Genomic DNA, 23,734 nt, shown 5'->3' with positions numbered 1-23,734 from the left:
CTCATCAAATTAGTCCCCCCATAGAACCCCCTTGAGCCATCTGGCACACTTTTCTCTTTTTGTCAAATTTTATGTTAAGAAAGATGTGACTAATGGATAGCCTTGATAAGGGGGGTGTCGATCCCCCCTTAATCCCCCCTTGATAAGGGGGGTGTCTGATAGTTTTTAACGCCTAACTACTTATTAACTCAATCCTATTTTCTCGCCAAAGGATTGGGTTTATTCTCTCTATTTTGGCGATATACTGTTGATAATTGAACAACTTCACGGATTGAATGGATATCTTATAGCGTTTCTCGCATCTGTGCGGCACACTTAAACCTTTGCTGATTAAGCTGTTCAGGATCGGGAATGTACCTCTTGTGAATCAGAAATGCTATATACTAAATCCGGTTATTAAAGACTGATTATTTATTCCCACTTTTGCCTTTTGCATGAGTGCCTGTCCTGATATGTAGCCTATACTGAACGGATTTAGTATTAATAGGCAATCGCTAACAAGAAGTCCCCCCTACCGATGGACTGGATTTTACATCAATCTGCTTAAACCGAACTCAGTTTAATTTAGGCTTTTCTGCCGAAAACAAAAGATAATCATCAAACGCCATAAACCAACCCCGATTGCTTGACCAAGCTTCAAGTCCAGGGTTATCTTTCTGGAGATCGATAACTAAATCATGCTTACTAATCCCTTGGCTAATCTGGGCAAAATAATGAACCATTGCCGGCCAAACATATTCACTAATAGATAAAGCTTGGATATTAACAAATCCATGCTTTTTGAGTTTTTCCACATAAGTATGTCGGTCGTATTGATTAGCAAAGGGAATACACATTTTCTTACTATTAACCCGCAGCCAGAAGTTAATTTCTCGACCCACTCTAGGCAAACAATCCGCTATAGCCAACCTTCCACCGGGCTGCAAAACTCGAAAAGCTTCCGCAAAAAAATCCTCACGAGTGTCAAAATGAAAAGCACATTCTAAAGCGGTCAACTTATCAAAAGAATTCTCATGAAAGGGGATTTGAGTAGCCGAGCCGACTTGAAGTTTTATCCTGTCCGATAAACCTGCTTTAGCTACTCTTTCTTGAGCAATTTCTACTTGTAACTCGGTTGTATTTAGACCGATAATTGAGCCAACATTGTTTTCCCTTACCCAGAGTAAATCCTGTTCAGCAAAACCGAAACCCACATCCAAAAGGTGATCTCCGGCTTTAAGTTCGGCTACTTCGGCTAATTTACGCGCTAAAGCGGCACAAGCTCCGTTATAAGTTGTTTCTTCTTGCCAATAACCAAAATTAAGCCATTGGGGAAAATTAGGATCATGAAGATGAGGATCGCGTTTCGCTATATTAGTATACAGTTCAGAAACTTGAAACTGATCTTGCAAAAACGCCATTTCTCGAGCTGGATTAAGGATAAATTGTTTGATGATTGCCCAGCGATTACGCCATTCATCTTTGAGGGGAATTTTGCCGATGTTTTCCAAATTATTATCCTCCTAAGGATTTTGCAGAAATATTGCCATTTTTAATTAACCGAATCCCTGAGATTCTCTAGATGCTTTAAAAAAGATTCCACACCTCCGGATTAATCATATAAGGAGGCTTCTCTCCCTGAAGCACTTGTAATATTTGATTCGCCGCCGAAACAGCAGCCGCTAGACTCGCTTCAGGGGTTACTCCGGCTAAATGAGGTGAGAGAATGACATTCTCAAAATTATATAAAGGATTATCTAAAGCCGGCGGTTCTGGTTCAAAGACATCGAGGGCGCATCCAGCTATCAATTTTTGATTAAGGGCGATCCCTAAATCCTTTTCACAAACGACCTTTCCCCGGGAGGTATTAATTAAAAAAGCTGTTGGTTTCATCTTTTTAAAAACTGAGATATTAAACATTTCCCGCGTTTCACTTGTTAGTTCAGTATGCAAAGAAACAAAGTCCGATTCAGCCAGAAGAACATCTAAATCTTTGACCAAAGTTGCTCCTACTGTCTCCGCTTTGCTGGCTGGAACATAGGGATCATAAGCTAATACTCTCATCCCCAGTGCTAGGTTACATTTGTGAGCCACCAGAGTACCAATTCTTCCTAAACCCACAATACCAAGGGTCTTGTTTTCGAGTTGAATCGGTTGGATATGATTGCGAATTAAATAGTTACCCTTTTTCACACAATGATCTAAAAAAGGGAGCTTTTTAGCAAGGGCTAAAATCATAGATAAGGTGTGTTCTGCTACAGCTGTAGTTGACATTCCGGGATTATTAACAACGATAACCCCCTGTTCTGTTGCTGCCATAATATCAATAGAATCTGTGCCAAATCCAGAGGTACTAATTACTTTTAATTGTTTTGCTAATCGGATTGATGAAGCCTCTAACTTATTAGGATAACGCACAAATACGCCAGATACTTCTTGAATGGCCTCATTAATTTTATCCAGTGTAGGGTTGGACAAAATCTCTATATTAGTAGATTCTTCAAGAAGTTTTTGCCCCGCTTCATCATACATTTTTCCGATTAAAAGAACCCTGTGTTTTTGAATATCCATAGTCAGAGTTTTTGGTGAAGTAGTAGTCATCGTAATTTTTCCTAAATTGAGTTTTAGCAATGAAACAGTTACAGAGATTTTGAGGCTCGATAATCATCTATGGAAACAAGTCGCCAACTAGAATCCTCTAAAAGTTCTAAGACCCATTGATGATACTTAAATAAACTTTCTCGATGACCTACGCTAATAAAAGTTGTCTGTGCTTTTTGTAACTGGTGATATAAGGTTTGTTCGTTGTTCAAATCTAAAGCACTTGTGGCTTCATCTAAGATTACATAGCGGGGATGGGTTACTAACAATCGTGCAAAAGCAAGGCGTTGTTGTTCTCCTAAAGATAATATATTTTCCCAGGGAACTTCCGCATCAAAGCCATGAACTTTTGTGGCTATATTTTGAAGATTAACTTGTTGTAAAACGGATTCAAGTTCTCCATCGGTCATTTCACGGGTTGTTTTAGGATAAAGTAACTGTTCTCTGAGAGTTCCTAAAATAATATAAGGACGTTGAGGTAAAAAGAGAAATTCTTCTAAGGGAGGTCGTTTTAAACAACCAGTTCCTGCATTCCATAAGCCAGCAATAGCTCTTAATAGAGAACTTTTACCTCGTCCACTCGGTCCGACAATTAATAAACCTTCGCCTGGTTCGATAGATAGGGATAAATGTTGAACAATTACCTTTTCATAATCCGGTGTTTGTAAAGTAACATCCTCAAACTTGATCTGATTTTGTTCAAGGGTTTTAATGGTACTAGCATCCTTGGGTTGTCGGTCCATTTCTTCCAAGGCCGACGAAAATTCAGATAGACGCTCAACATAACTGGAAAATCTGCCCAAAGAACCAAATTCAAGGATTAACTCAGAAAAACCATTAGCAAACATACTGCAAGCAATAATAGCCTGATTAACTTGTCCGAAATCAATTTCCCCCCGAATATAGGCTGGAGCAAAGACGACAAAGGGAAATATTTGAATAACTGAGCGATAACCTCGACTAAAAATGTCTTGATTTCTCTCCCAATCAATCTTACTGAGAGAATTTCTGACGAGATTATTAAATCGACGTTGAATGATTTTCAACTCTTGATTTTCGCCTTGAAAAAAGGCAATAGATTCAGCATGATTCCGAACATGAGTTAAAGTGTAGGTGTAATTAGCTTTGGATTCCAATTCTTCTTGACTAATCTTATCTAATTCTCGACTTAAATAAACAGCAATTAGGTTGCCGACAATTGTATAAGCCACTAAAATCAAGGCGGCTAGTCGAGAAATCGAAAAAAGAATTACTAAAAAAGTCGTCATTTCTAAGACTTTTTCTAATAAAACAGCACCAAAATTAACAGCATTTCTAGCAATGGGTTCTATTTCTTGAGCTATCCTTTGATCCGGATTATCCACATCGGATCTAAAATTAATTTTATAATAGGCGCGATGGCTCAAATATCGGGTAATAACCTGCTGATTTAGCCATTCATACCAATCCAGAATAATTCTTTTTTTAACAAATTTAGAAAATGCAGTAAACAGGGTAATTAAAAGTAATCCTAAGCCATAAAATAATAAAATTGTCAGAAACTTAGAGGCATTTTTATCTTGAATAATAACATCAACTAAATAGCGATTAACGAAGCTATTAACTGCATTAGAGGCCACCAGTCCAACAATTACTAAAAGGAGGAGAAACAGCATTCCCCATGAACTTATTACCTCGGAAAATTTTCTTCCTTCTTTAGGATCAGTTGGATACCAGTAAGGACCGGCAATCAATTTCAGATTGTCAAAAAATTGATGAGAGCTTTTTACGGTTTCTTGTTGAAAAAATGTAGTTTGCATAGTTTGAATATAGGGTAACTTTTAGGAAATGCCTTGAATTTTTTTAAATTTCAAGCTTTCTAACTTCAAGGCTTAGGATTATTTAATCTCCTAAAAAAGCCTCCAAATCAGTAAGTTCTTGTAAGATTAAATCCTCACTAATCTCCTGCTGAACTTCAGTGAAGTTAATCATCTTCTCGGCTGTTTTTTGAACTTTTTCACCGAAAATACGGTCAAACAGATAATCAACTAAGCGTCTAATATTAGGAAAGTCAAAGACTAAAGAAGTGGGTAAGAGAACTTCTAATCCTTTCTCTAAACGATTTTTCAATTCAATAGAGGATAAGGAATCAATCCCCATTTCTATCAATCCTTGTTCTGAATCTGGCATAGATTTAATCCCTAAAATAATTCTGACTTGTTTGCTAACATATTCTAACAAATATTCCCGACGTTCTCCTAAAGGAATATCCTCTAAAAGATGCAGTACAGAGTATGATTCTTGAACAGACTTAATGGGAATTTCTGAGAGTCCTAAATTTTTTAGGAGTGGTTTCTCGCCTTTAAATTGATAGATATTTTTGAAACGAACCCAATCCACATCAGCGATTAAAACTTGTGTTTGATTAGAAGCCATAATAGCATCCATCACCCTCAAGGCCATATCGGGAGCAATTTCCCTGATGCCAATCTGTTTGAGCCAGTCCTCATAGTCTTGAGACACTATACCATGACCCGCCAATAATGCCCAATTTAAAGTCGTTGCAGGAAGTTGTTGAAGATGACGGAAATGAGCCAAAGCATCCAGCCAATGACTAACAGTATCATATAAGCCTTGTTCCTTTGCCCCCCAAATTGCACCCGCCGAAGAAAACAGCACAAAATAGTCTAATTGAGTACCCAAAGATAGTTGATGTAAATTCCAAGAACCCTTAACTTTTGCCTGAAAAACTGCTTCGAGATCCTGCAAAGTACAGTCTTTTAATTGAGCTTGTCGGCCTGAGATTCCGGCAAGATGGAAAATGCCACGCAAGGGATAAGCGGTTTTTTCAATCTGGGTAAATATGGCCTGCATAGCCTCAAAATTGCCAACGTCTGCCGAAATAACTTCGATTGATGCTCCTTTTTCCTCTAATTTTCTGATTTTTTCTGATATTTGGGCTAATTCGGTTGCTGAATCCCACAGGAAGCGAGCCGGTAATGAGCGGCGTGTCGTTAAAATGAGATGTTTTGCTCCTAAATTGACTAAATGTTCCGCCAATTCTAAGCCTAGATGTCCTATTCCTCCCGTAATTAGGTAGGTAGCCTCAGGTTGAATCTTAACGGTTGTTGTCTCTAGAGACTTGAGAGGAAGCAGACGAGCAATATAGCCTTGACCTTTGCGGAAGACCAAATGATCCTCATCGTGAGCATGAGTTAATCCTAATAGTAATGCGGTAATATTTTGATTAATATCAACGTCGGGATCAAGATCCAGCATACCTCCCCATAATTGCGGATTTTCTAGGGCAATAACACGCCCCATTGCCCAAAGAGGAGACTGAAACCCTAAAGAAGGCTGTTCTAATTCAAAGGGTTGGGCCCCCTGAGTGACAAGGAATAATTGAGGAGGATTAGGGATTTTTTGAATAGCTTTGAGAAGATTTAAAAGATAGTTACAGCGATTCAATAAAATGGATTCTGGTTGCTCTTTGCCATCACTATTCAAAAGATAAATGATCCGATCTGGAGATGGATTTGACGCAAACCATTCCTCTAATTGTTGTAGTTGATTAGCATTCAAACAAGACTCAAAAGATGATATTTGTGTATTTTTCTCCCCTTGATAAATTATCCGACAGGAATCACACTTTTTAAGTAGTTGCTCTTGAATCCCTAAGGGAAAAGTATCTTGTTCTGGGTCAATATCAGTAAAAATTAGCCAGTTTTTAGCGGTGTTAGGGGAGATTTCTGAACTTTGAGCCAGAATAATACTTTGCTGAAATAAAACACTACCTATTTTTTGATCAGGAGAAACAAATTCTACCTGAGAAAAACCCGATTTAAGCAGAATAGATTCCCAAGTCGATGCTGTAATTATAGGATGATTTGGGCGCAAATGATAATCGCTAAAACGCCACCAACCTTGAGTGACACCAAAGATTAAATCAATCCAGGAAGATTGCTGAGTTAATTCCAACAGTAATAAATGACCGCCTGGACGTAGTAAACTTTGAATATGAGGCAAGGTTTCCTCTTGTAAATTGGCGGTAGAGTGTAAGACATTAGCTGCGATAATCAAGTCATAAGAATGACTGCAAAACCCTTGTAATTTCGGAGCTTTTTCAATATCGAGTACTTTGTATTCTAGTCCAGAAAATTCAGCTAAATTATCTCTAGCTTTCTCTAGAAAGAAGGGGGAAACATCAGTGAATGTGTAGGTAATTTGACGAGAGTTACAAGCTTTAAGAACCTGTTGGGTTGTAGCTCCAGTTCCCGCGCCAATTTCGAGAATGCGGAGGGAGGCTGAGGGAGCATAACTTGAGAGGAGAAGTTCAACGGTTTTAGAGATACCCAGATTGAGAATTTTTGCCGAAGATGTATTTTTATAAAACTCGCTGGCTCCTCCTTGTCCATCTTGAGAAAATAGGATAGATAAAGGAGATATTTTTCCCGTAATAATGGCTGCTAAATTTGTGGCAACTTGTCGAAATAGATTGAGTTCTATTTGAGCATTAGGATAATGATTGATTAAATCCTCTACCGCTAAATCAGGATTAGAGTGTTCGGGTTCTTTAACAATTTTCCATAGGGTATTTTGCTTTTCTAAAATGCCGACTTTCGCTAATATTTCTAGAAGATGATTCCAGAAAGATTTATATTCTTGTTTAAGTTCAGCTTGAATAAAACTTTGATCGGGATCAAGAAAGGTATTCATTTGAAAGAGTTCTAAATCTTTCAGAGCTTTAACAACAAAGTCAGCTGCCAGTTTTTCCATTTCGGAAAAAGCGAGAGAAACTCCCATCAATTCTGAGGAGTGTAATTGGGGTTCTAAGTAAACCTCTAAATCAGTTTTAAGGGGGGTCAAATTTTGTAGCTTACCGTTGGCTAAATCCCAGGGAAGCCAAGCTACTTGATAAAGTAATTTGGCAAAATTAAAGTCCTCTTTTTCCTGATAATAGAGTTTAATCAACTGTTGAACAATGGCGGATATTGTTGGTTTTTCATCTTCAGAATAATGACCTGTTTCTAAGAGGGTTTGCATCAAAGTATTTTTGTCCTTTTCAGATAACATTTTGACTAGATTAGATTCCTGTGGAACAGTTGCAGATGGGGTTTTTAAAGGAATCCAGTGTTGACGTTTTTGAAAGGGATAAGTAGGTAAAGCACATCGTCTAGGATGATAGTCTTGATCAAAACTAAACCAGTCTATCTTTGCACCGCGAACATAAAGTTTGCCCAGACTTTCTAATAAAACTTGCCAATCAGAAGATCCTGAGCGTAAACTGGGTAGAGTTAGAGGTTCAGATGAAGATAGGGATGATTGAACAATTCCTGAGAGAATAGGTTGAGGTCCAATTTCAATAAAGGTATCACATCCGAGAGATTGTAGGAATAAAGCCCCTGGATGAAATTGTACCGTATTTAGTAAATGTTGAAGCCAATACTGAGGAGTCATAATGCTGTCATCAGCAATTTCTCCTGTTAGGTTAGAGACCAGAGAAATTTGAGGTTGACTGAAAGAAATCTCTTGAAGAATCGTTTTAAATTCTGCAACCATTGGCTCTACTAAAGGGGAGTGAAAAGCATGGGAAACTTTGAGTTGACGAACTTTCACCCCGGCATTAGTGAAATGGTTACAGAGTTTTTGAATTACGCTTTTTTCTCCAGAAATAACGGTATGTTGTTCCGCGTTAATGGCAGCAATAGCGATTTTTATGCCTTGGCTTTGGCACTGCTCAATAACTGAGTTCTTATCGAGAAAAATAGCGGCCATTTCCCCTTGATTTTGGGGTAACTGCCCCATCAAATTGCCTCGATGGGTGACCAGTTTTAAGCCACTTTCAAGATCAAAAACGCCAGCAAAACAAGCAGCAGAATATTCTCCTAAACTATGCCCTAAAATGGCGGCTGGTTGAATTCCCCAAGAATGCCATAATTGAGCGAGAGCAACTTCAATCAGAAATAGTGCCGGTTGGGTATAAGCGGTTTGGTTTAAGGGGTCATCTGTATCGGCAAATACGACGTTTAGTAGGGATTTACCCGTTAGTTTTTGATAGTATTTTTCCCCTGCGTCTAAAGTTTTTCTAAAGGTGGGTTGAGTCTGATAGAGTTGATGAGCCATCCCTGCATATTGAGAACCTTGTCCTGTAAATAAAAAGGCAATTTTAGGCGGTCTTTTTTCATCAACTATACCATGAATAGTTGACTGATAATCTAGTTGCTTTAACTGACGTAATTGTTCAATAAAATCACTGTTTTTATAGCCAGTTAAGGCTAAACGATTTGAGAAATGAACTCGGCCTGTATTTGCCGTAAATACTACATCAGACATATCCTTTTCAGGTTGACTTTCTAAAAAGTCTATGTAGCGACTTACTAACTCTTTTAAAGCTGGTTCGGTTCGAGAGGAAAGGGTGAGCAAATGATAGGGACGTTTGCTCTGATTGTCTTGAGGAATAATGGGAGGAGCTTCTTCTAGAATAACATGAGCATTAACCCCGCCAATACCTAAAGAGTTTACCCCTGCCCGTCGGGGTAATTTTTCGTCCTTGTCTTGCTTAGTAGTCCAAGAAATAGCTTCATTATTAATATAAAAAGGAGTCTGAGAAAAATTAATTTGAGGGTTAGGATTTTGGAAATGTAATGTAGGCGGAATAACTCTATATTTGAGGGCTAAAGTCGCTTTAATTAAACCAGCAATACCGGAAGCAATCTGCATATGTCCGATATTGGTTTTTACTGAACCTAAAGCACATTCTCCCTCATTTGCACCCTGATAAACTTTAGCTAAAGCATCAACTTCAATGGGATCTCCAAGGGGGGTTCCTGTGCCATGAGCTTCCACAAAACTAATTGTATTAGCATCAACACCGGCAAAGGCTAGGGCTTCCGTAGCGGCAGCAATTTGACCCTCTCCACCAGGCGCAGTAAATCCTAATTTTTGGCCACCATCATTATTAATAGCAGAGCCTCTAATAACTGCATAAATATGGTCATGATCGGCTAAAGCATCTGACAATCTTTTGAGCAGAATTACTCCTACTCCACTGCCAAAAATAGTCCCTTTTGCTTCCGCATCAAAGGCGCGACAATGACCATCAGGAGACATGATCAGTCCTTCTTGATATAAGTAACCAATTTTTTGAGGAGAATTAATTGAAGCAGCTCCAGCTAGAGCCATGTCACTTTCTCCACTAATTAGACTCTGACAAGCGAGATGAACTACAACTAATCCAGTAGAGCAAGCAGTTTGAACATTAACGCTTGGGCCGTGTAAGTTTAGTTTATAAGAAATTCGCGTTGTTAAATAGTCTTTGTCATTAGCTACCATTGTTTGAAACCCTCCCGTTGAATCTAGTGTGAAGGGTTGTAACTCGTCATTACTATCTAATTGACCCCGATTAGGATAACAATTATTGATCAAATAGGTGTTCATACTTGCGCCAGCAAATATACCAATTGATCCTTGATAAGTACTAGGATTATAACCGGCGTTTTCTAAACATTCCCAACTACATTCAAGAAGTAAACGTTGCTGAGGGTCTAGTAATTCTGCCTCTCTATCTGTATAGCCAAAAAATTCGCTGTCAAAGTATTCAACTTGCTCGAGAATTGGTCTAGCTCTAACATAATTAGGCTGATTCGAGAGTTCTGGAGACACTCCCGATTCTTGTAATTCTTCTTCCGAAAAGAAAGAGATAGTTTCGATTCCATTTTTTAAATTTTCCCAGAAGGTTGTTAAATTTTTAGCCCCTGGGAATTGCCCCGCCATACCAATAATTGCAATGTCATGGGTTTCATTATGGCGACGGATCCGATTTTCGGCACGTTGACGGCTTTTTTGTGCTATAACTTGAGTGGTATTTGATTCTTCGCTTAAGCAACGGGCTAGGGTGGCAACGGTAGGATTTTTAAACATTTCAGCAAGGGATAGCTGACGGTTAAAAAGTTTTTCAAGTTCATTTTGAACTCGGATTAAGTGTATAGAATGTCCCCCTAGTTCAAAGAAGTTATCCTCTAAACCAACTGAGGTTAACTGTAAAACTTCACTCCAAACTGCTGCTATTTGACGTTCATTTTCTGATTGAGGTAAGGTTTGATTTTTCTGACGCTCTTTTGCTAAATATTGATCTATTTCTTGGATACGGCTGCTAAATAATCCCTGTTCAAAATCCTTTTTTAATTTAGATTTTTGAACTTTGCCAATAGAGGTTTTAGGAACTAAATTTCTTTCTAAGGGAATGACATAAGCTGGAGCAATTCCGAATTTTTGGGTCAAATGACTGCGAATTTTTCTAACAACTTTTATCCAGTGTTCAAATTGATCAGATTCTGGGCTAAAAGTAATAATTAATAAGTCAGTTTCTCGACTTTGATCAAAGACGGCAAAGGCGGCTGTATAAGATACTTTAACCCCTTCTAATTCTTCGATTGTTGTTTCAAGTTCATGGGCAAAGTAATTAACACCATTAATTATAATTTCTTGTTTTTCTCGCCCAGTAATAAAGAGTTCGCCCTTAAATAAATACCCCAAATCTCCCGTAGTAAACCACCCTTCTTGAAAAACTTCCTGGTTGAGTTCAGTATTATTGTAATATCCTTTAGTAACAGAATTACCTTGAATTTGAAGCTTTCCAATTTCTCTTTCAGGTAAAGGATTATTTTCCTGATCGACTATCCGGATAGTTGCTCCAGGAATCGGCTTTCCTAGAGAGACAAAACTATTTTCTTCGGTGAGTTCATTTTTACTTAAACCGGCTGACCAAGTAATCCCAGAACAGGATTCAGTCATGCCAAAAGCTGGTTTAATCGCTCTCTCCCGTAGTTGATGTTTTTCAAGAATTTCTAAGAATAGGCGAATCGTTTTTACTGAAACTTGCTCGCCAGCATTCACTAAAAATTTCATTGAGGAGAGGTTATAAGAGGCGTGCTTAAGTTCTTCTGCCTGTTGATTAATTAAGGAAAATGCAAAGTTAGGGGACCAAGAAATGCTTACTTGATGCTTTTGAATGAGTTCTAACCATTGGAGGGGTTGGCGTAGGACTAATTCCATCGGAACGTGAATTTGATGACAAGCCAAATCTACCGCCATAATTCCTAAAAATACGATAGCTCCTACATGATCTAAGGGCATCCAATTAAGGGTAACTTCTTGTTGGGTAAAGTGGTTCATTGCCACTGTACCAGCAGTCATGGACAGAATATTATGATGAGTTAATATTACTCCCTTGGGCATACCTGTACTACCCGAAGTAAAGAGTAATAAGGCTGGAGCTTGTGGATCAAGAATCGGCAATTGATGGACTTTAGAGGTGGCTTTTCTGAGTTCATTAACTGAGATAACTTGCCACCCTTCTAGATGAGAGGAAGTTCCTAATTTTTCAATTTCAGTAATTAGTTCACTATCGGATAATATCAAAGGATTGTCTAAAATTTTCCAAACATTCTCTAGTTTTTTGACGGCAGAATTTTCCAGATCATAGCTAGGAGCAACGGTCAAAGGAACTGGAATAATTCCCCCTAAAAAACAAGCCCAGAGTGCGGGAATAAAGTCTTGATTTTTGGCAATTTGTAGAATGACTTTATGCCCTAATTTTATTCCTTGTTGTTCCAGTCCATTTAAAATAACGAGAGCATCTTGATATAAGTCTTGATAACTCTGAAAATATTCAGTTGCGTCATTTTTGATATAAGTAATTCCATGATTATTATGTTTAGTGGCAGTTTCTAAGACTTCTGACAGAGTCCGCCAATTATCTTCCAATTGTCCTCCAAAACTGATTGAATGCTTAGACACTTTTTTTACACCTCTTAATCAAAAATAGAACCAATCTCGAAAACCCTATGAATCAGTATATCGCTACGCGCAAGTTAAAAGTCAGAAGTGGCCAATTCAAGTTTGAATTGTACCTCCTAGGGCTGCGATGGTCAAGGGCTTTTTGGGGTTGAAGGTTGATGGCAGTCGGTCCCTCGGTCTACCTGAGCTTGTTTGATGATTAACTGAGAAAAGTTTTGAGCGATGGTACTTAAAGGATCGATCGCTTTAATGGAGTCAATTCCTTTGAGTTTGAGAGATTTTGTTAAGAGATGAAATTCGGTACACCCAGAAATATAGGAGCGAGTGTTATATTTCTCTAATAATGCTTCTATATCCCTAAGAATACTTAACGGATCGTGTCCTCTTTTTAGCACTTTATAGATCATTTCATGAATCAACTTTTGATCGCTTTCTGAGAGAGAAATAATCAGATCTGCGGTGGTACAGCCTTCCTGAAATAATTTTTTCTGGTAAGTCCCTGTACTAGCAAGTAAAAGGGTAGGTTCATTATATTCTTGGAGTTCTTGATCCGCTATTTTAATTAAGGAAAGAAGTTTATCCTTCAGATTTTCGGAGATCTGAGGTAGAGCATAATGAGCCGTACAACAGCCAATGACTATGCAATCAGCCAGTTTATTGAGATGTTCCAGATTGACTTGGATAAAATCAATAAATTCTCTTTCTTTTCCACTATCAATAGAACCTGTGCGATCGGGTGCAGAGGGAAGAGAAAAAACGATGACATTAGGGGATTCTTGTTCCTTATCAATAAAAGGATTATATTCATAAATCGACTTAAGAAATTCGGCGGTAACCACTGGGCCCATACCCCCTAAAACGCCAAGAATCGGTAGTTTTGTCTTCATTAAAATCTCCTGCTCGTATAATTGCTGTTGACTAAAAATTAAAATCTTCTGTGAACAGATCCTGCCCCTCTTGAATAAGATTTTCTGAGGAAGCTAAGGATAAGTTGATCAAAGGTTCATGGGCAAATTTTAAAACTTGCTCTAGCCAGTTTTTGAACAAATCTATGAGCAATAAAATTCGCTCATGGATAAATATATCTGTGTTGTAGATTAGCTTGAGATAAAGTTCTTCTTCCTCAACAAAGATAAATTCTAAATCAAATTTAGCGGTCATCATTTTGGGGTCAATGGAGTTAACTGTAATTCCGTTCAATGCCAGATCTATATTTTGATTATTTTGCAGGACAATTGCCACATCAAAGAGAGCATTCCGGCTAGGATCTCGTTGTAAATTCAAATCAGATACGATCTGATCAAAGGGATAGTCTTGATTATCATAAGCCTCTAAAGTGGTGGTTTTTACTTTGCTAAGGAGATCCGTAAAACTGTCGTGATCTGTTATCTGATCCCGCAGGACGAGAGTGTTAACATAAAATCCGATTTGATCTTCTAAATCAGGATGATTTCTGCCGGCGATAGCAGAGCCGATTGTAATTTCATTTTGCTCAGTATAACGGAATAGAAAACTCTTAACCAAACTAACTAAACCCATAAATAAACTGGCTTCTTGTGCTTTAATTAACTTCTCAAAAGTATCGATCAATTCCGGTTCAGGTTGCCATGTAATTGTATTTCCTTGAAAACTTTTAACAGGTGGGCGCGGATAATCAACAGGTAAGTTAAGACGCACAGGGACAGGAGTTAATTTAGCTAACCAGTAATCCCGTTGATCTTGAAGTTTCGAGGTTTCTAATTGACTTTCTTGCCAAGAAGTATAGTCTTTATAATGAATTCTGAGAGGGGGCATTAATTGGGAATTTTCTTGTCCATAGGCGTGATAATGGCTGAGGAAATCTTTAATTAAAACCCCGGCTGACCAACCATCAGAAATGATATGGTGCATATTAAACAAGACGATGTAATTCTCTTGGCTTAGTTTAAGTAAGTTAACTTTAAGTAACGGTCCGACTTCTAAATCAAAAGTCGTTTTGGCATTATGGCTGATCGCTTCTTCGATCAAGTTTTCTTGTTCTGTGCTAACATAAGCTGTCAGGTCTATTTGTTTAATGACAAAGTTCATTTGATTATGGACAACTTGACGGGGTTGATTATTGATTAAAGTAAAGGTAGTCCGCAAAATTTCATGGCGTTGAATTAACTGTTGAAAGGCATTTTCAAAAGCATCAATATTGAGATTGCCCTTGAATTGATAAGCACTGGGCATTCCGTAAGCATTATGATTTTGATCTAGAAATTCTAAAGCCCAAAGACGACGCTGACCATGAGACATCGGATAGGATTTTTGGGGGGGAATTGCCGAAATGGGTTCTTGATAATTGTATTGAGTCTGGGAGATTAAAGTCGCCAATCCAGCAATGGTTGGAACTTTAAAGAAGTCAGCCAATTTTACGGATACATTTAGTTCTTTATGAACCCGGGTTACAACCCTTGATAAGAGTAGAGAATGACCGCCAATTTCAAAGAAGTTATCAAAAATACCGATAGGATGTTTAGAGAGAATTTTTTCCCAGATACTAACGAGATTGGATTCTAAATAATTCCGGGGTGCAACATAATTAGAATTCACCAGAGATTTACCAGTTTCTCTGAGTTCTCTCAGGGAGTGCAGGTCAAGTTTCCCATGTCGAGTTAAGGGGAATTGCTTTAAAAAAATAAAGTAACTCGGAATCATATAAACTGGTAAAAATTTGGCAAGTAATTCTCGAATCTCAGCAATTTCTAGAGTTTTGTCTGTTTGACAGTAAGCAGATAATTGAGTTTGATTATTAACTTGAACGGGTAAAACAATCGCTCTTTCAATGGGAGCATAGCGAGTCAATTGATATTCAATTTCTCCGGGGTCAATTCGATAACCATTGACCTTAACTTGATTATCTTTTCGTCCCATAAACTCAATGATACCGGGAGCAGTTTGCTTGCCTAAATCGCCGGTTCTAAAGAGAGTTTTTGTCTCATCAAGAAAGCTAGGTTTAAATTTTTCTTGAGTCATTTCGGGTTGGTTATGATAACCCGATGCTAGGGCGGCACCTTCTACACAAATTTCGCCGATTACATGGAGGGGAACGGGATTATTAAATTCATCAAGAACCCCTAAGCGATTGTTATGGAAAACTTGACCGAGGGGGATTTCGCTGTCTAAGTTTTCCTTGATTTCATACTGGGATACTCCCACACAAGTTTCTGTAGATCCGTAAACATTGCTAATAATTTCTGCCGGAAAACGTTTCCGCAAAGCTAAGGCAGTTTCCCGATCTAATTTTTCCCCTCCTACCGAGATATATTTTAAGCTGGAAATGGTTTCTCCTGGTTCAAGTAGCCCCAAGATTTCTCGATAGATAGATGGGGTGGTGTGTAGGGCATTAATTTGATTTTCCTGTAGGAAAGAAACCAAATGTCCTATATATTTTATTTCGTACATATATAGGGATGCACCTATGGTTAAGGGGAGAAAAATATTACGAATAGATGGATCATGAGTAACAGCAGCTGTGAAAATATAGCGCCATTCAGGATGTTTATCTAAATCAAAGGTAAGTCGTAAGCTTTGAATAACATTCAAAATTGAGATGTGACGGCCCATGACTCCTTTGGGATTACCAGTTGAACCTGAAGTGTAGAAAATATAGGCGGTTTGGCTAGAGTTGCGGAATATTTTAGGCTCATCTTTGTCATATTTGTTAACAATAGGATCGATTTTATCTAAGCAAATTTTCTCCATTTTTTCAGGTAACTTAGAGATAAAATTACTCTCCGTTAGGCAAACATGACAGCCACTATCTTTTAAAATAAACTCAATGCGACTGTGAGGATATTGAGAGTCTATAGGAACGTAAGTCGCTCCAGTTTTAAAGGTAGCCAGAATCCCGATGATTAAGTGGTGATTACGCTGGAGCATGACCCCAATCACTTTTCCTACACCTAGCTGATATTCCTGCTGTAAATAATGACTAAGACGATTGACTTTTTCATTTAATTCTTGATAGCTAAGGCTAATTTTTCCCGCAATTAAGGCGGGAGCATTAGGGGTTAATTTAACTTGAGCTACAAAGTCATCAATGATGGTGGCTTTTTCAGGGAGTTTGCGAGTTTTTCCCGTTAATTGTCTGAGTAACTTCTCTTGTTGGACTGGGGTTAATAAAGGTAACTGATAAAGGAGATGATTAGCATCGTCAATGATTCCCCTCAGCAAAATTTCAAAGCTTTCAATAAATTGTTTAATTGTCTCTTGTTTAAATAGTTCTGTATTGTAATTGCAGTAAATAATGAGGTTATCATTAAGTTCAATTAAGTTAAATCCTAGATCAAAAGGGGTGTAACTAATTGGTGACGGTGGCAAGGATACTTTTAAGTCTTTAAACTCAGGCAGAGTTAAACTAGGATCCATGTTAAAAGATACAGAAATGAGAGGAGAACGAGAAAAATCTCTAGGTAATTGTAAAGCTGCTAATAAATCCTCTAAAGTATAACTCTGATGGCGAAAAGCGTCGATCAGGGTTTGTTTAGTATGTTGTAAATGTTCAATAAAAGAGGTGGTAGCATCGACTTGTATCCGCAGGGGTAAAAATTGAGAACAAAAGCCTACTAAGTTGTCACTGCCTTCTATTTGTCGCCCAGAAATAGGAATACCAATGACTAAATCCTTATGACCAGAAATTCGACGCAAAAAAGCAGTATAAGCGGCGAACATCGTCATAAATAATGTAGCTTTATTTTTGCGTCCTACTTTCTGCAAATTTTGCCCAACTTCAGAGGGAATGACTTGACTTTCTTGTCCGCCAGTGTAGGTTTTAACGGCGGGACGGGGAAAGTCGGTGGGAAGCTCAAAGGTTGGGAGATCTTCCTGATAGGTTTTCAACCAAAAATCCCGATGCTCTAACATTTGTGGACTTTGCGTCTCTTGCGCTCGCAAAGTTAAATATTGCCGAAACTGCATCGGTGGTGTGAGAACCTCTTTAGTTGTGTTATTTTGGGATGAATAAAGTTGACCAATTTCCTGCAAAATTAATCCTAGTGACCAACCATCTGCCACAATATGATGAGTTTTTAAAGACAGCAGATAATGGTCAGGTTTTAAGCGCATTAAAATCACAGCAAATAAGGGAGCAATCGACAAGTCAAAGGGTTTTTGGGAAAACTGAGATCGTAACGCTAAGGCCGTCGCTTCGGGATTATCTTCATCCTTCAAATCAATGAAGTTTAATTTAATTTTAACTTGATTGACAACTTCCTGTAATTCTCCTTGTTCTATAATTTGGGTTCGCAAAGCTTCATGGCGATTAATAACTTGATTAATCGTTTTTTCTAAAATGTAAAGATCTAAAGAACCTCGTAATTCTAGAGATGTTGTGACGTTATAGGATGCTGAAGCATTACGGTCTAATTCAGCTAATAACCAAAGCTGACGTTGAGCTTCACTGGTGGGAAAGGATTGATTTAAAGATGGTAAATGTCCCCTACCATCTTCATCTTCAGAAAGCGGCTTTTTTTCTTCTTTCTTGACTTGAGGGCGTTTAGCATTAGCAAAAAAACCAGCTTGCTGTAATTCCGTAATCGCTTCTTTGACGGCTACTATAACTTTGTCTATATCTTCATTAGTATGGCAGGTGGAGAGAAAACAAACTCGTTTTTCCCATGTGTAGATTCCTTTAAGATTTAATAGGTAATAAAAGAGGGGTAATTCGATGGGTTGTAAAAAGATACTATAAGCTCCAAAGGGTTCAAAGCGGAATAAAGATCCAAAATTAACAACCCGAATCGGAATGCCTATTTCTTGAAAAAACTGATTGACTTCGGTGGCTAATCGATGAGTTAATTGATTCACTTTTTCTTGAATCGTTGGACTGTTTTCCCGAAGATGTAAAAGCACAGCACGACAAGCAGCAAGGGCTAAAGGATGACGACAAAAAGTTCCCCCAAAAGCGGTTAACTCGGTTTGGGGATGAGAGTCATCTCCGTATTGCCAGAAACCGCCGTCAACGGTATCTAAGAAATCTGCTTTACCGCAGATCATACTAATTGGTAAACCTCCTCCAATGGCCTTACCATAAATGACTATATCAGCTTCAACATTGAACCATTCTTGCGCTCCTCCCGGAGCAATCCGAAAGCCGGTAATAATTTCATCAAAAATGAGTGTGATTCCTTTTTTATGGGTTATTTGTCGTAGTTTTTGCAGAAATTCTTGAGGCTGTAAATCGGGTTTGCGACTTTGAACTGGTTCGACTAATACGGCGGCTAAATCATCAGCATGAGTAGCAATAATATCGAGGCTTTCTTCAACTCCATAACTCAAGACTATTACGTCTTCAACCATTCCTAAAGGGGTCCCTAGACTTAAGGGTTGAGCAGTGGTTTTATCTTCTCCTACTCGTGCTAAGATGCCGTCAAAAGTTCCATGGTAGGAGCCGGCGAACATAACGATTTTTTGACGTTTTGTCCGGGAGCGAGCAATGCGAACAGCCGCCATAATCGCCTCGGTTCCCGTATTACTAAAAGCGACTCTTTCGACTCGGCCCATTTCACTAATTAAAGCGGCGGTTTCGGCAGCCAGATTTGACTGCATTCCTAAGCCTATTCCTCGATTCATTTGTTCTTGAACCGCTTCAATGACAAAATCAGGACTATGCCCAAAAAAGTTAACCCCAAACCCCATAGCTAAGTCAATGTAATTATTGCCATCAATGTCCTTAAAATAAGCCCCTTGAGCGGATTCTGAAACAATCGGATATTGAAATTCTTTTAAGGCCATGCGGAAGTCAATGGTCGGTTTAACATCTACCATTGTCTTACGGCTATTTTGTGAATAGGCTTTTGATTTGGCGGTTTTCTGGTTATAAATACTCTGTAAATTTTGAATAAAGGCTTGTTGTTGTTCGGTTAAGGATTTGTTCTCAGTCAGCTTTAAGGCTAAGGGGTTTAAATTGGGAGAACTAGGTTTCTCAGGAGATTTGGGCTTCTCTTGAGAAACCGGCGGGTAAGTTTCTATTTTAGAGCTTTGGGCAGGAATGATTTGAGTCTGATTCGTTAATATTTCGGGGACTATACCTGGAAAAACGGGGGCAGCTTGAAGAACTTCTAATTGCTTGATAATGGTTTTCTCATGGAGTTCTTTTAGGTCTTTTAAAGATTGTAATTGAGCCATCATTAAGGCTTCTTTACCGGAGCTTTCACCGGAGACAGTAAGCTTAGTCCTTGCAGGAATTGAGAGGGGTTCATCTGGCACACAAGCAAGAATTAATTCTTGTCCATTGTTAATGGGAATATTGTTTTGTTTAGAGAAACTATTCGCCGTAGCAAACCCACAACTTTTTAAAACGGAACACCAATTTTCACCCCTTAATAAGGGTGTATCTGAGCGTAATTGTTGATCCTGAAAGCGCCACCATCCGGGGGTTAATCCAAAGGTTAAATTCAGCCATGAGTTATTTTCTACGGTTTCGAGGAGAACTAAGTAACCACCGGGGCGCAAAAGTTCCCGAATATGGGTTAGAGTTTCTGTAATATTTCGGGTCGCATGAAGGACGTTAGCGGCGACAACAATATGATAATTATGGGCAGGTATCCCCTGAGAAATGGGGGACTTTTCAATGTCTAGTTGATGAAAGTTTAGGTTATATTTTTTCTGAAATTTTTGCCTAGCTTGATGCAGTAAGAAGGGAGAAACTTCGCTAAAAGAATAAGTGACATGATCGAGGTTTAAGTGGTGAAGAATTGCTTCTGAAGTGGCACCAGTTCCTCCTCCTATTTCGAGAATTTGATAGGGGCGATCACTATTAGAAAAGCGCGTTAAAATCTGGTTAATAGCTTGGGCAACTCGTTGATTCATCAATCGAGATACGGGAGAATTGCCATAGATACTTTCTGCATGAGCAACGGAACCTTCTGGGAAAATTAATGTCAAGGGGTCTATATTTCCCTTGAGAACTTCTGCTAAATTTTCGCCGCAGCGTTGCAACATTTCTAATTCAGGTTTTGCAGATGGACAAGTTTTTTCTAGCTTTTGTAGGGCTTGGGGTAAGGAAAAAGACTCAGGCAAGTTTTTGACAGTCCAAATATTCCCTTGATTTTGAAGAATATTAGCTTGCTCTAAATCCTGCAAATAACGATTGAGCAAAATGTGATATTTGGGGGCAACAGGTAAGGTTTGTCTTAGGGTTTCTATTGTCCATTGTTCCCCTTGATTAAGTTTTTTACCTAAGGACTCTAAAGCCTTGATGATATAGGCTGTAGCGATGGGTTGCAATTGATCAATGACTTGCAGATAATTGCTTAATTCTGTCTCTTCATCGATAACTTTAGCTGTTATTTCTGAAGCATTTTCTAAGGGTTTTTCTTTGACAAATTGGCAGAGGTATTCGGCGATATCAACAAGAGTTTGTAAATCGGTAAACAGTTGATCTATTTTCACTTTGACTTGAAATTTTTCTTCAATTTTGCGAGAAAAGTCAGTCAAGATAATTGAGTCTGCTCCTAAGTTTAGTAATGTCTCATCCTCCGGCAGATCGTTCTCATCTTCTTTCAGCAGTAAAGCTAGAATTGATTTTAATTGATTACGGATTTCCTGTTGATGTTTTTGCATATTGAAAACTGTGGTTTCGGTATCGGTAAGGTTAGAGGTTTGTGAGTCTAGGAATATTTTGTCAATGCTCTGATTTTCTGTTCGAGGATTAGGCTGAAATTGGAAAGGTTTCCTTTGAAAGGGATAGTTCGGCAATCTGACTTTTTTATAGCCATAATTCTGATTGAATTGTTCTGGGTTGAAAGGCAGGCCATTGAGGTAGAGTTGTGCCAAGGCTGAAAGAATTGTCTGCCAGTTATCTAAGCCACGATTGAGAGAACTTAACCAGATGACCTCATCTTTATAACGACGACCTTGTTCTGCCAGTATTGGTCTTGGTCCCACTTCTAAAAATAGGTTATATCCCTTGTTGAAAGCGGTTATTAAACTCGACAAAAATCTTACTGGTTCTCGGCATTGTTTGCTCCAGTAAGTGGCATCTGGTGCATTTTCTAAAACCTCTCCATTAAGTCCTGAAAGTAAGAGAATTTGGGGGCGTTGATAAGAAATTTGACGAGCCTCTTTTTCAAATTCTTTTAAAATTGGCTCCATTAAAGGGGAATGAAAAGCCTGAGTAACGGGGAGATATTGAGCGGGAATTTTTTGCTTTTTGCAGGTGCTAATAACTTCCTCAATGCTGGCACTTTCTCCAGCAATAACAATCTGTTGAGGGTGATTAATGGCAGCTATTGAAACTGTTTGAGTATAATTTTTAATTAGGGAAATTACTGTCTCTTCATCAGCAAAAATTGAAGCCATTTTCCCAGAGGTCGTGGTTTGCATTAATTGCCCCCGTTTGACAACTAAGGCGAGTCCAGCTTCTAAGCTAAATACTCCTGCGATACAAGCTGCTACATATTCTCCCACACTATGGCCAATCAGTAAACTGGGGGTAATTCCCCAAGATTTCCATAGCATTGTTAGGGAATATTCTAGGGCGAATATAGCCGGTTGAGCGTAAGCGGTTTGATTGAGTAAATCGGTCTGTTCACCAAATAATATTTCAGTTAAAGGATGGTCTAAATACTTCGCTAATATTTCGGCACATTGATCAATATATTGACGAAATGTCGGCTGAGTTTGATAGAGTTGATGTCCCATGCCAGGATAACAAGCCCCTTGCCCTGTAAAAAGAAAAACAATTTTAGGGGATTTTTCCGATGTAAAACGTTGATAAAAAGTCAAATCATCAAGCGGGTTTTCTTCAGCAAAAGCGGCTAATCTTTGTTGTAATTCTGGACAAGTATCGCCAACAATGGCTAAACGTTCAGGTAAATCTATCCTGCCGACAGCTGCACTATAACAAATATCTCCAATTTCAGGATGAGATTCTAGGAGGGTATGAAAACGTTTAGCTAATTCTTTTAAAGCGGTTTTGTTGTGGGCTGAAAGAGTTAAGAGATGACTAGGAATTTGTTGTTGAATTTCTGAGATTTTGCTGACGGGTGCTTGTTGAACAATGACATGGGCATTTGTGCCGGAAAAACCGAAAGAACTTACCCCAGCTATAGGGACTTTATTGTTATTCGGCCAAGGTATATTTTGAGTAGGAATTTTAATAGGATGGTCTTGCCAATTAATCAGAGGATTAGGGCTTTGGAAATGAAGATGGGGCGGGATTTCACCCTGTTGAAGAATCAGAATTGTTTTAATCATTCCAGCCATGCCAGCCGCGGCTTCAAGATGGCCGATATTGGTTTTCACTGAGGCGACATAAAGAGGGTCAGAGCGCTTTCCATAAACTGAGGCAATGGCATTCAATTCGATGGGATCTCCTAAAGAAGTACCTGTGCCATGAGCTTCTATGTAGCTCACATCTTCCGGGAGTATTCTGGCATCAGCTAGAGCTTGACGGAGCAATTCTTGCTGAGCGGGTCCACTGGGTACGGTTAAACCGGCAGCAGCACCATTATGATTCACCGCCGAACCTCGCAACAGGGCAAGAATTTGATCCCCGTTTTTCTGGGCTTCTGATAAAGTTTTTAAAATCAAAACCCCACAGCCTTCCCCTCGCACATATCCATTGGCAGAGGCATCGAAGGTTTTACAACGCCCATCGGGGGACATCATTCCCGACTGAGAAAGACTAATCGTAATTGCGGGTTCTAAAATGAGGTTTACCCCACCCACTAAAGCGAGTTCACATTCACGATTTCTCAGGCTACGAATCCCCTGATGGACGGCTACTAATGAGGATGCACAGGCTGCATCAAGGGAGAGACAAGGACCGTGAAGATTGAGAAAATAAGATAGCCTTCCGGCGGCTGCGCTTAGAGCATTACCGGTGCCAAAAAAAGAGTCAATTTGATCATAGTTTGTGCCGTAAACCTTCAGAGCATGATCAATGCTAGTAATCCCCACAAATACCCCTACCTTATTATCGGCTAAATTTTTCAGAGGTAAATTGGCATTTTCTAACGCTTCCCAAGCAACTTCTAAGAGTAACCTTTGTTGAGGATCCATGGAGGCTGCTTCTCTTGCTGAGATCGAAAAGAAACGGGCATCAAATTCTGTGATATTCTCTTGAAGAAATCCCCCATAAGCGGTGTTCATTTTTCCTAAAGTTGGTTCTTGAGAATACAGTTTTGAGATATCCCAACGGCTTTTAGGAACTTCTACTATAGCATCAAGTCCGGCTTGACAAAAACTCCAATATTTTTCTGGGGAATTAATACCTCCAGGAAAACGACAAGCCATCCCAACCACCGCAATAGCTTCACTTTGTCTCGTCTCTAATTCATGGATACGAGCCTGCATGACCTCCATTTTGCTTAAGGTCGTTGCCATTAATTTTTTGTAATCTATACTCTCA

At 38.9% G+C, this 23,734-nt stretch carries 6 protein-coding genes; all 6 read right to left on the bottom strand.

Going from position 1 to position 23,734, the window contains the following annotated elements; translation table 11 throughout:
- Positions 1 to 554 precede the first annotated feature (554 nt).
- The 6 genes from IM500_RS08440 to IM500_RS08415 all read right to left on the bottom strand — a co-directional run bounded on the left by IM500_RS08440 (position 555) and on the right by IM500_RS08415 (position 23,709).
- Complete coding sequence (locus tag IM500_RS08440; protein ID WP_287738119.1) at positions 555 to 1,490, bottom strand: SAM-dependent methyltransferase; 936 nt, start codon at positions 1,488 to 1,490, stop codon at positions 555 to 557.
- A 76-nt stretch (positions 1,491 to 1,566) separates the two neighbouring features.
- On the bottom strand, positions 1,567 to 2,580 hold the full coding sequence (locus IM500_RS08435; RefSeq protein WP_287738118.1) for a hydroxyacid dehydrogenase: 1,014 nt from the start codon (positions 2,578 to 2,580) through the stop codon (positions 1,567 to 1,569).
- Between the two features lie 38 nt (positions 2,581 to 2,618).
- Positions 2,619 to 4,379, bottom strand: coding sequence for an ABC transporter ATP-binding protein/permease (locus IM500_RS08430; protein WP_287738117.1), 1,761 nt, complete (start codon positions 4,377 to 4,379; stop codon positions 2,619 to 2,621).
- An 82-nt stretch (positions 4,380 to 4,461) separates the two neighbouring features.
- Complete coding sequence (locus IM500_RS08425) at positions 4,462 to 12,357, bottom strand: type I polyketide synthase (RefSeq protein ID WP_287738116.1); 7,896 nt, start codon at positions 12,355 to 12,357, stop codon at positions 4,462 to 4,464.
- 131 nt (positions 12,358 to 12,488) lie between these two features.
- A complete protein-coding gene (locus tag IM500_RS08420; protein WP_190723008.1) occupies positions 12,489 to 13,244 on the bottom strand; it encodes an aspartate/glutamate racemase family protein in 756 nt (251 codons plus the stop codon).
- A 31-nt stretch (positions 13,245 to 13,275) separates the two neighbouring features.
- Positions 13,276 to 23,709 carry a non-ribosomal peptide synthetase/type I polyketide synthase gene (locus IM500_RS08415; RefSeq protein ID WP_287738115.1) on the bottom strand — a complete coding sequence of 3,478 codons (10,434 nt, stop codon included), beginning with the start codon at positions 23,707 to 23,709 and terminating at the stop codon, positions 13,276 to 13,278.
- Positions 23,710 to 23,734 lie beyond the last annotated feature (25 nt).

The sequence above is a fragment of the Microcystis sp. M179S2 genome (assembly GCF_020245805.1).
GTDB lineage: Bacteria > Cyanobacteriota > Cyanobacteriia > Cyanobacteriales > Microcystaceae > Microcystis > Microcystis aeruginosa.
This window is presented reverse-complemented; position numbering and strand designations above follow the sequence as displayed.

Excerpts from the sequence above, each read along its gene's own strand:
- IM500_RS08435 (WP_287738118.1), bottom strand. The coding sequence starts at position 2,580 with ATGACTACTACTTCACCAAAAACTCTGACTATGGATATTCAAAAACAC.
- IM500_RS08430 (WP_287738117.1), bottom strand. The coding sequence starts at position 4,379 with ATGCAAACTACATTTTTTCAACAAGAAACCGTAAAAAGCTCTCATCAA.
- IM500_RS08420 (WP_190723008.1), bottom strand. The coding sequence starts at position 13,244 with ATGAAGACAAAACTACCGATTCTTGGCGTTTTAGGGGGTATGGGCCCA.
- IM500_RS08415 (WP_287738115.1), bottom strand. The coding sequence starts at position 23,709 with ATGGCAACGACCTTAAGCAAAATGGAGGTCATGCAGGCTCGTATCCAT.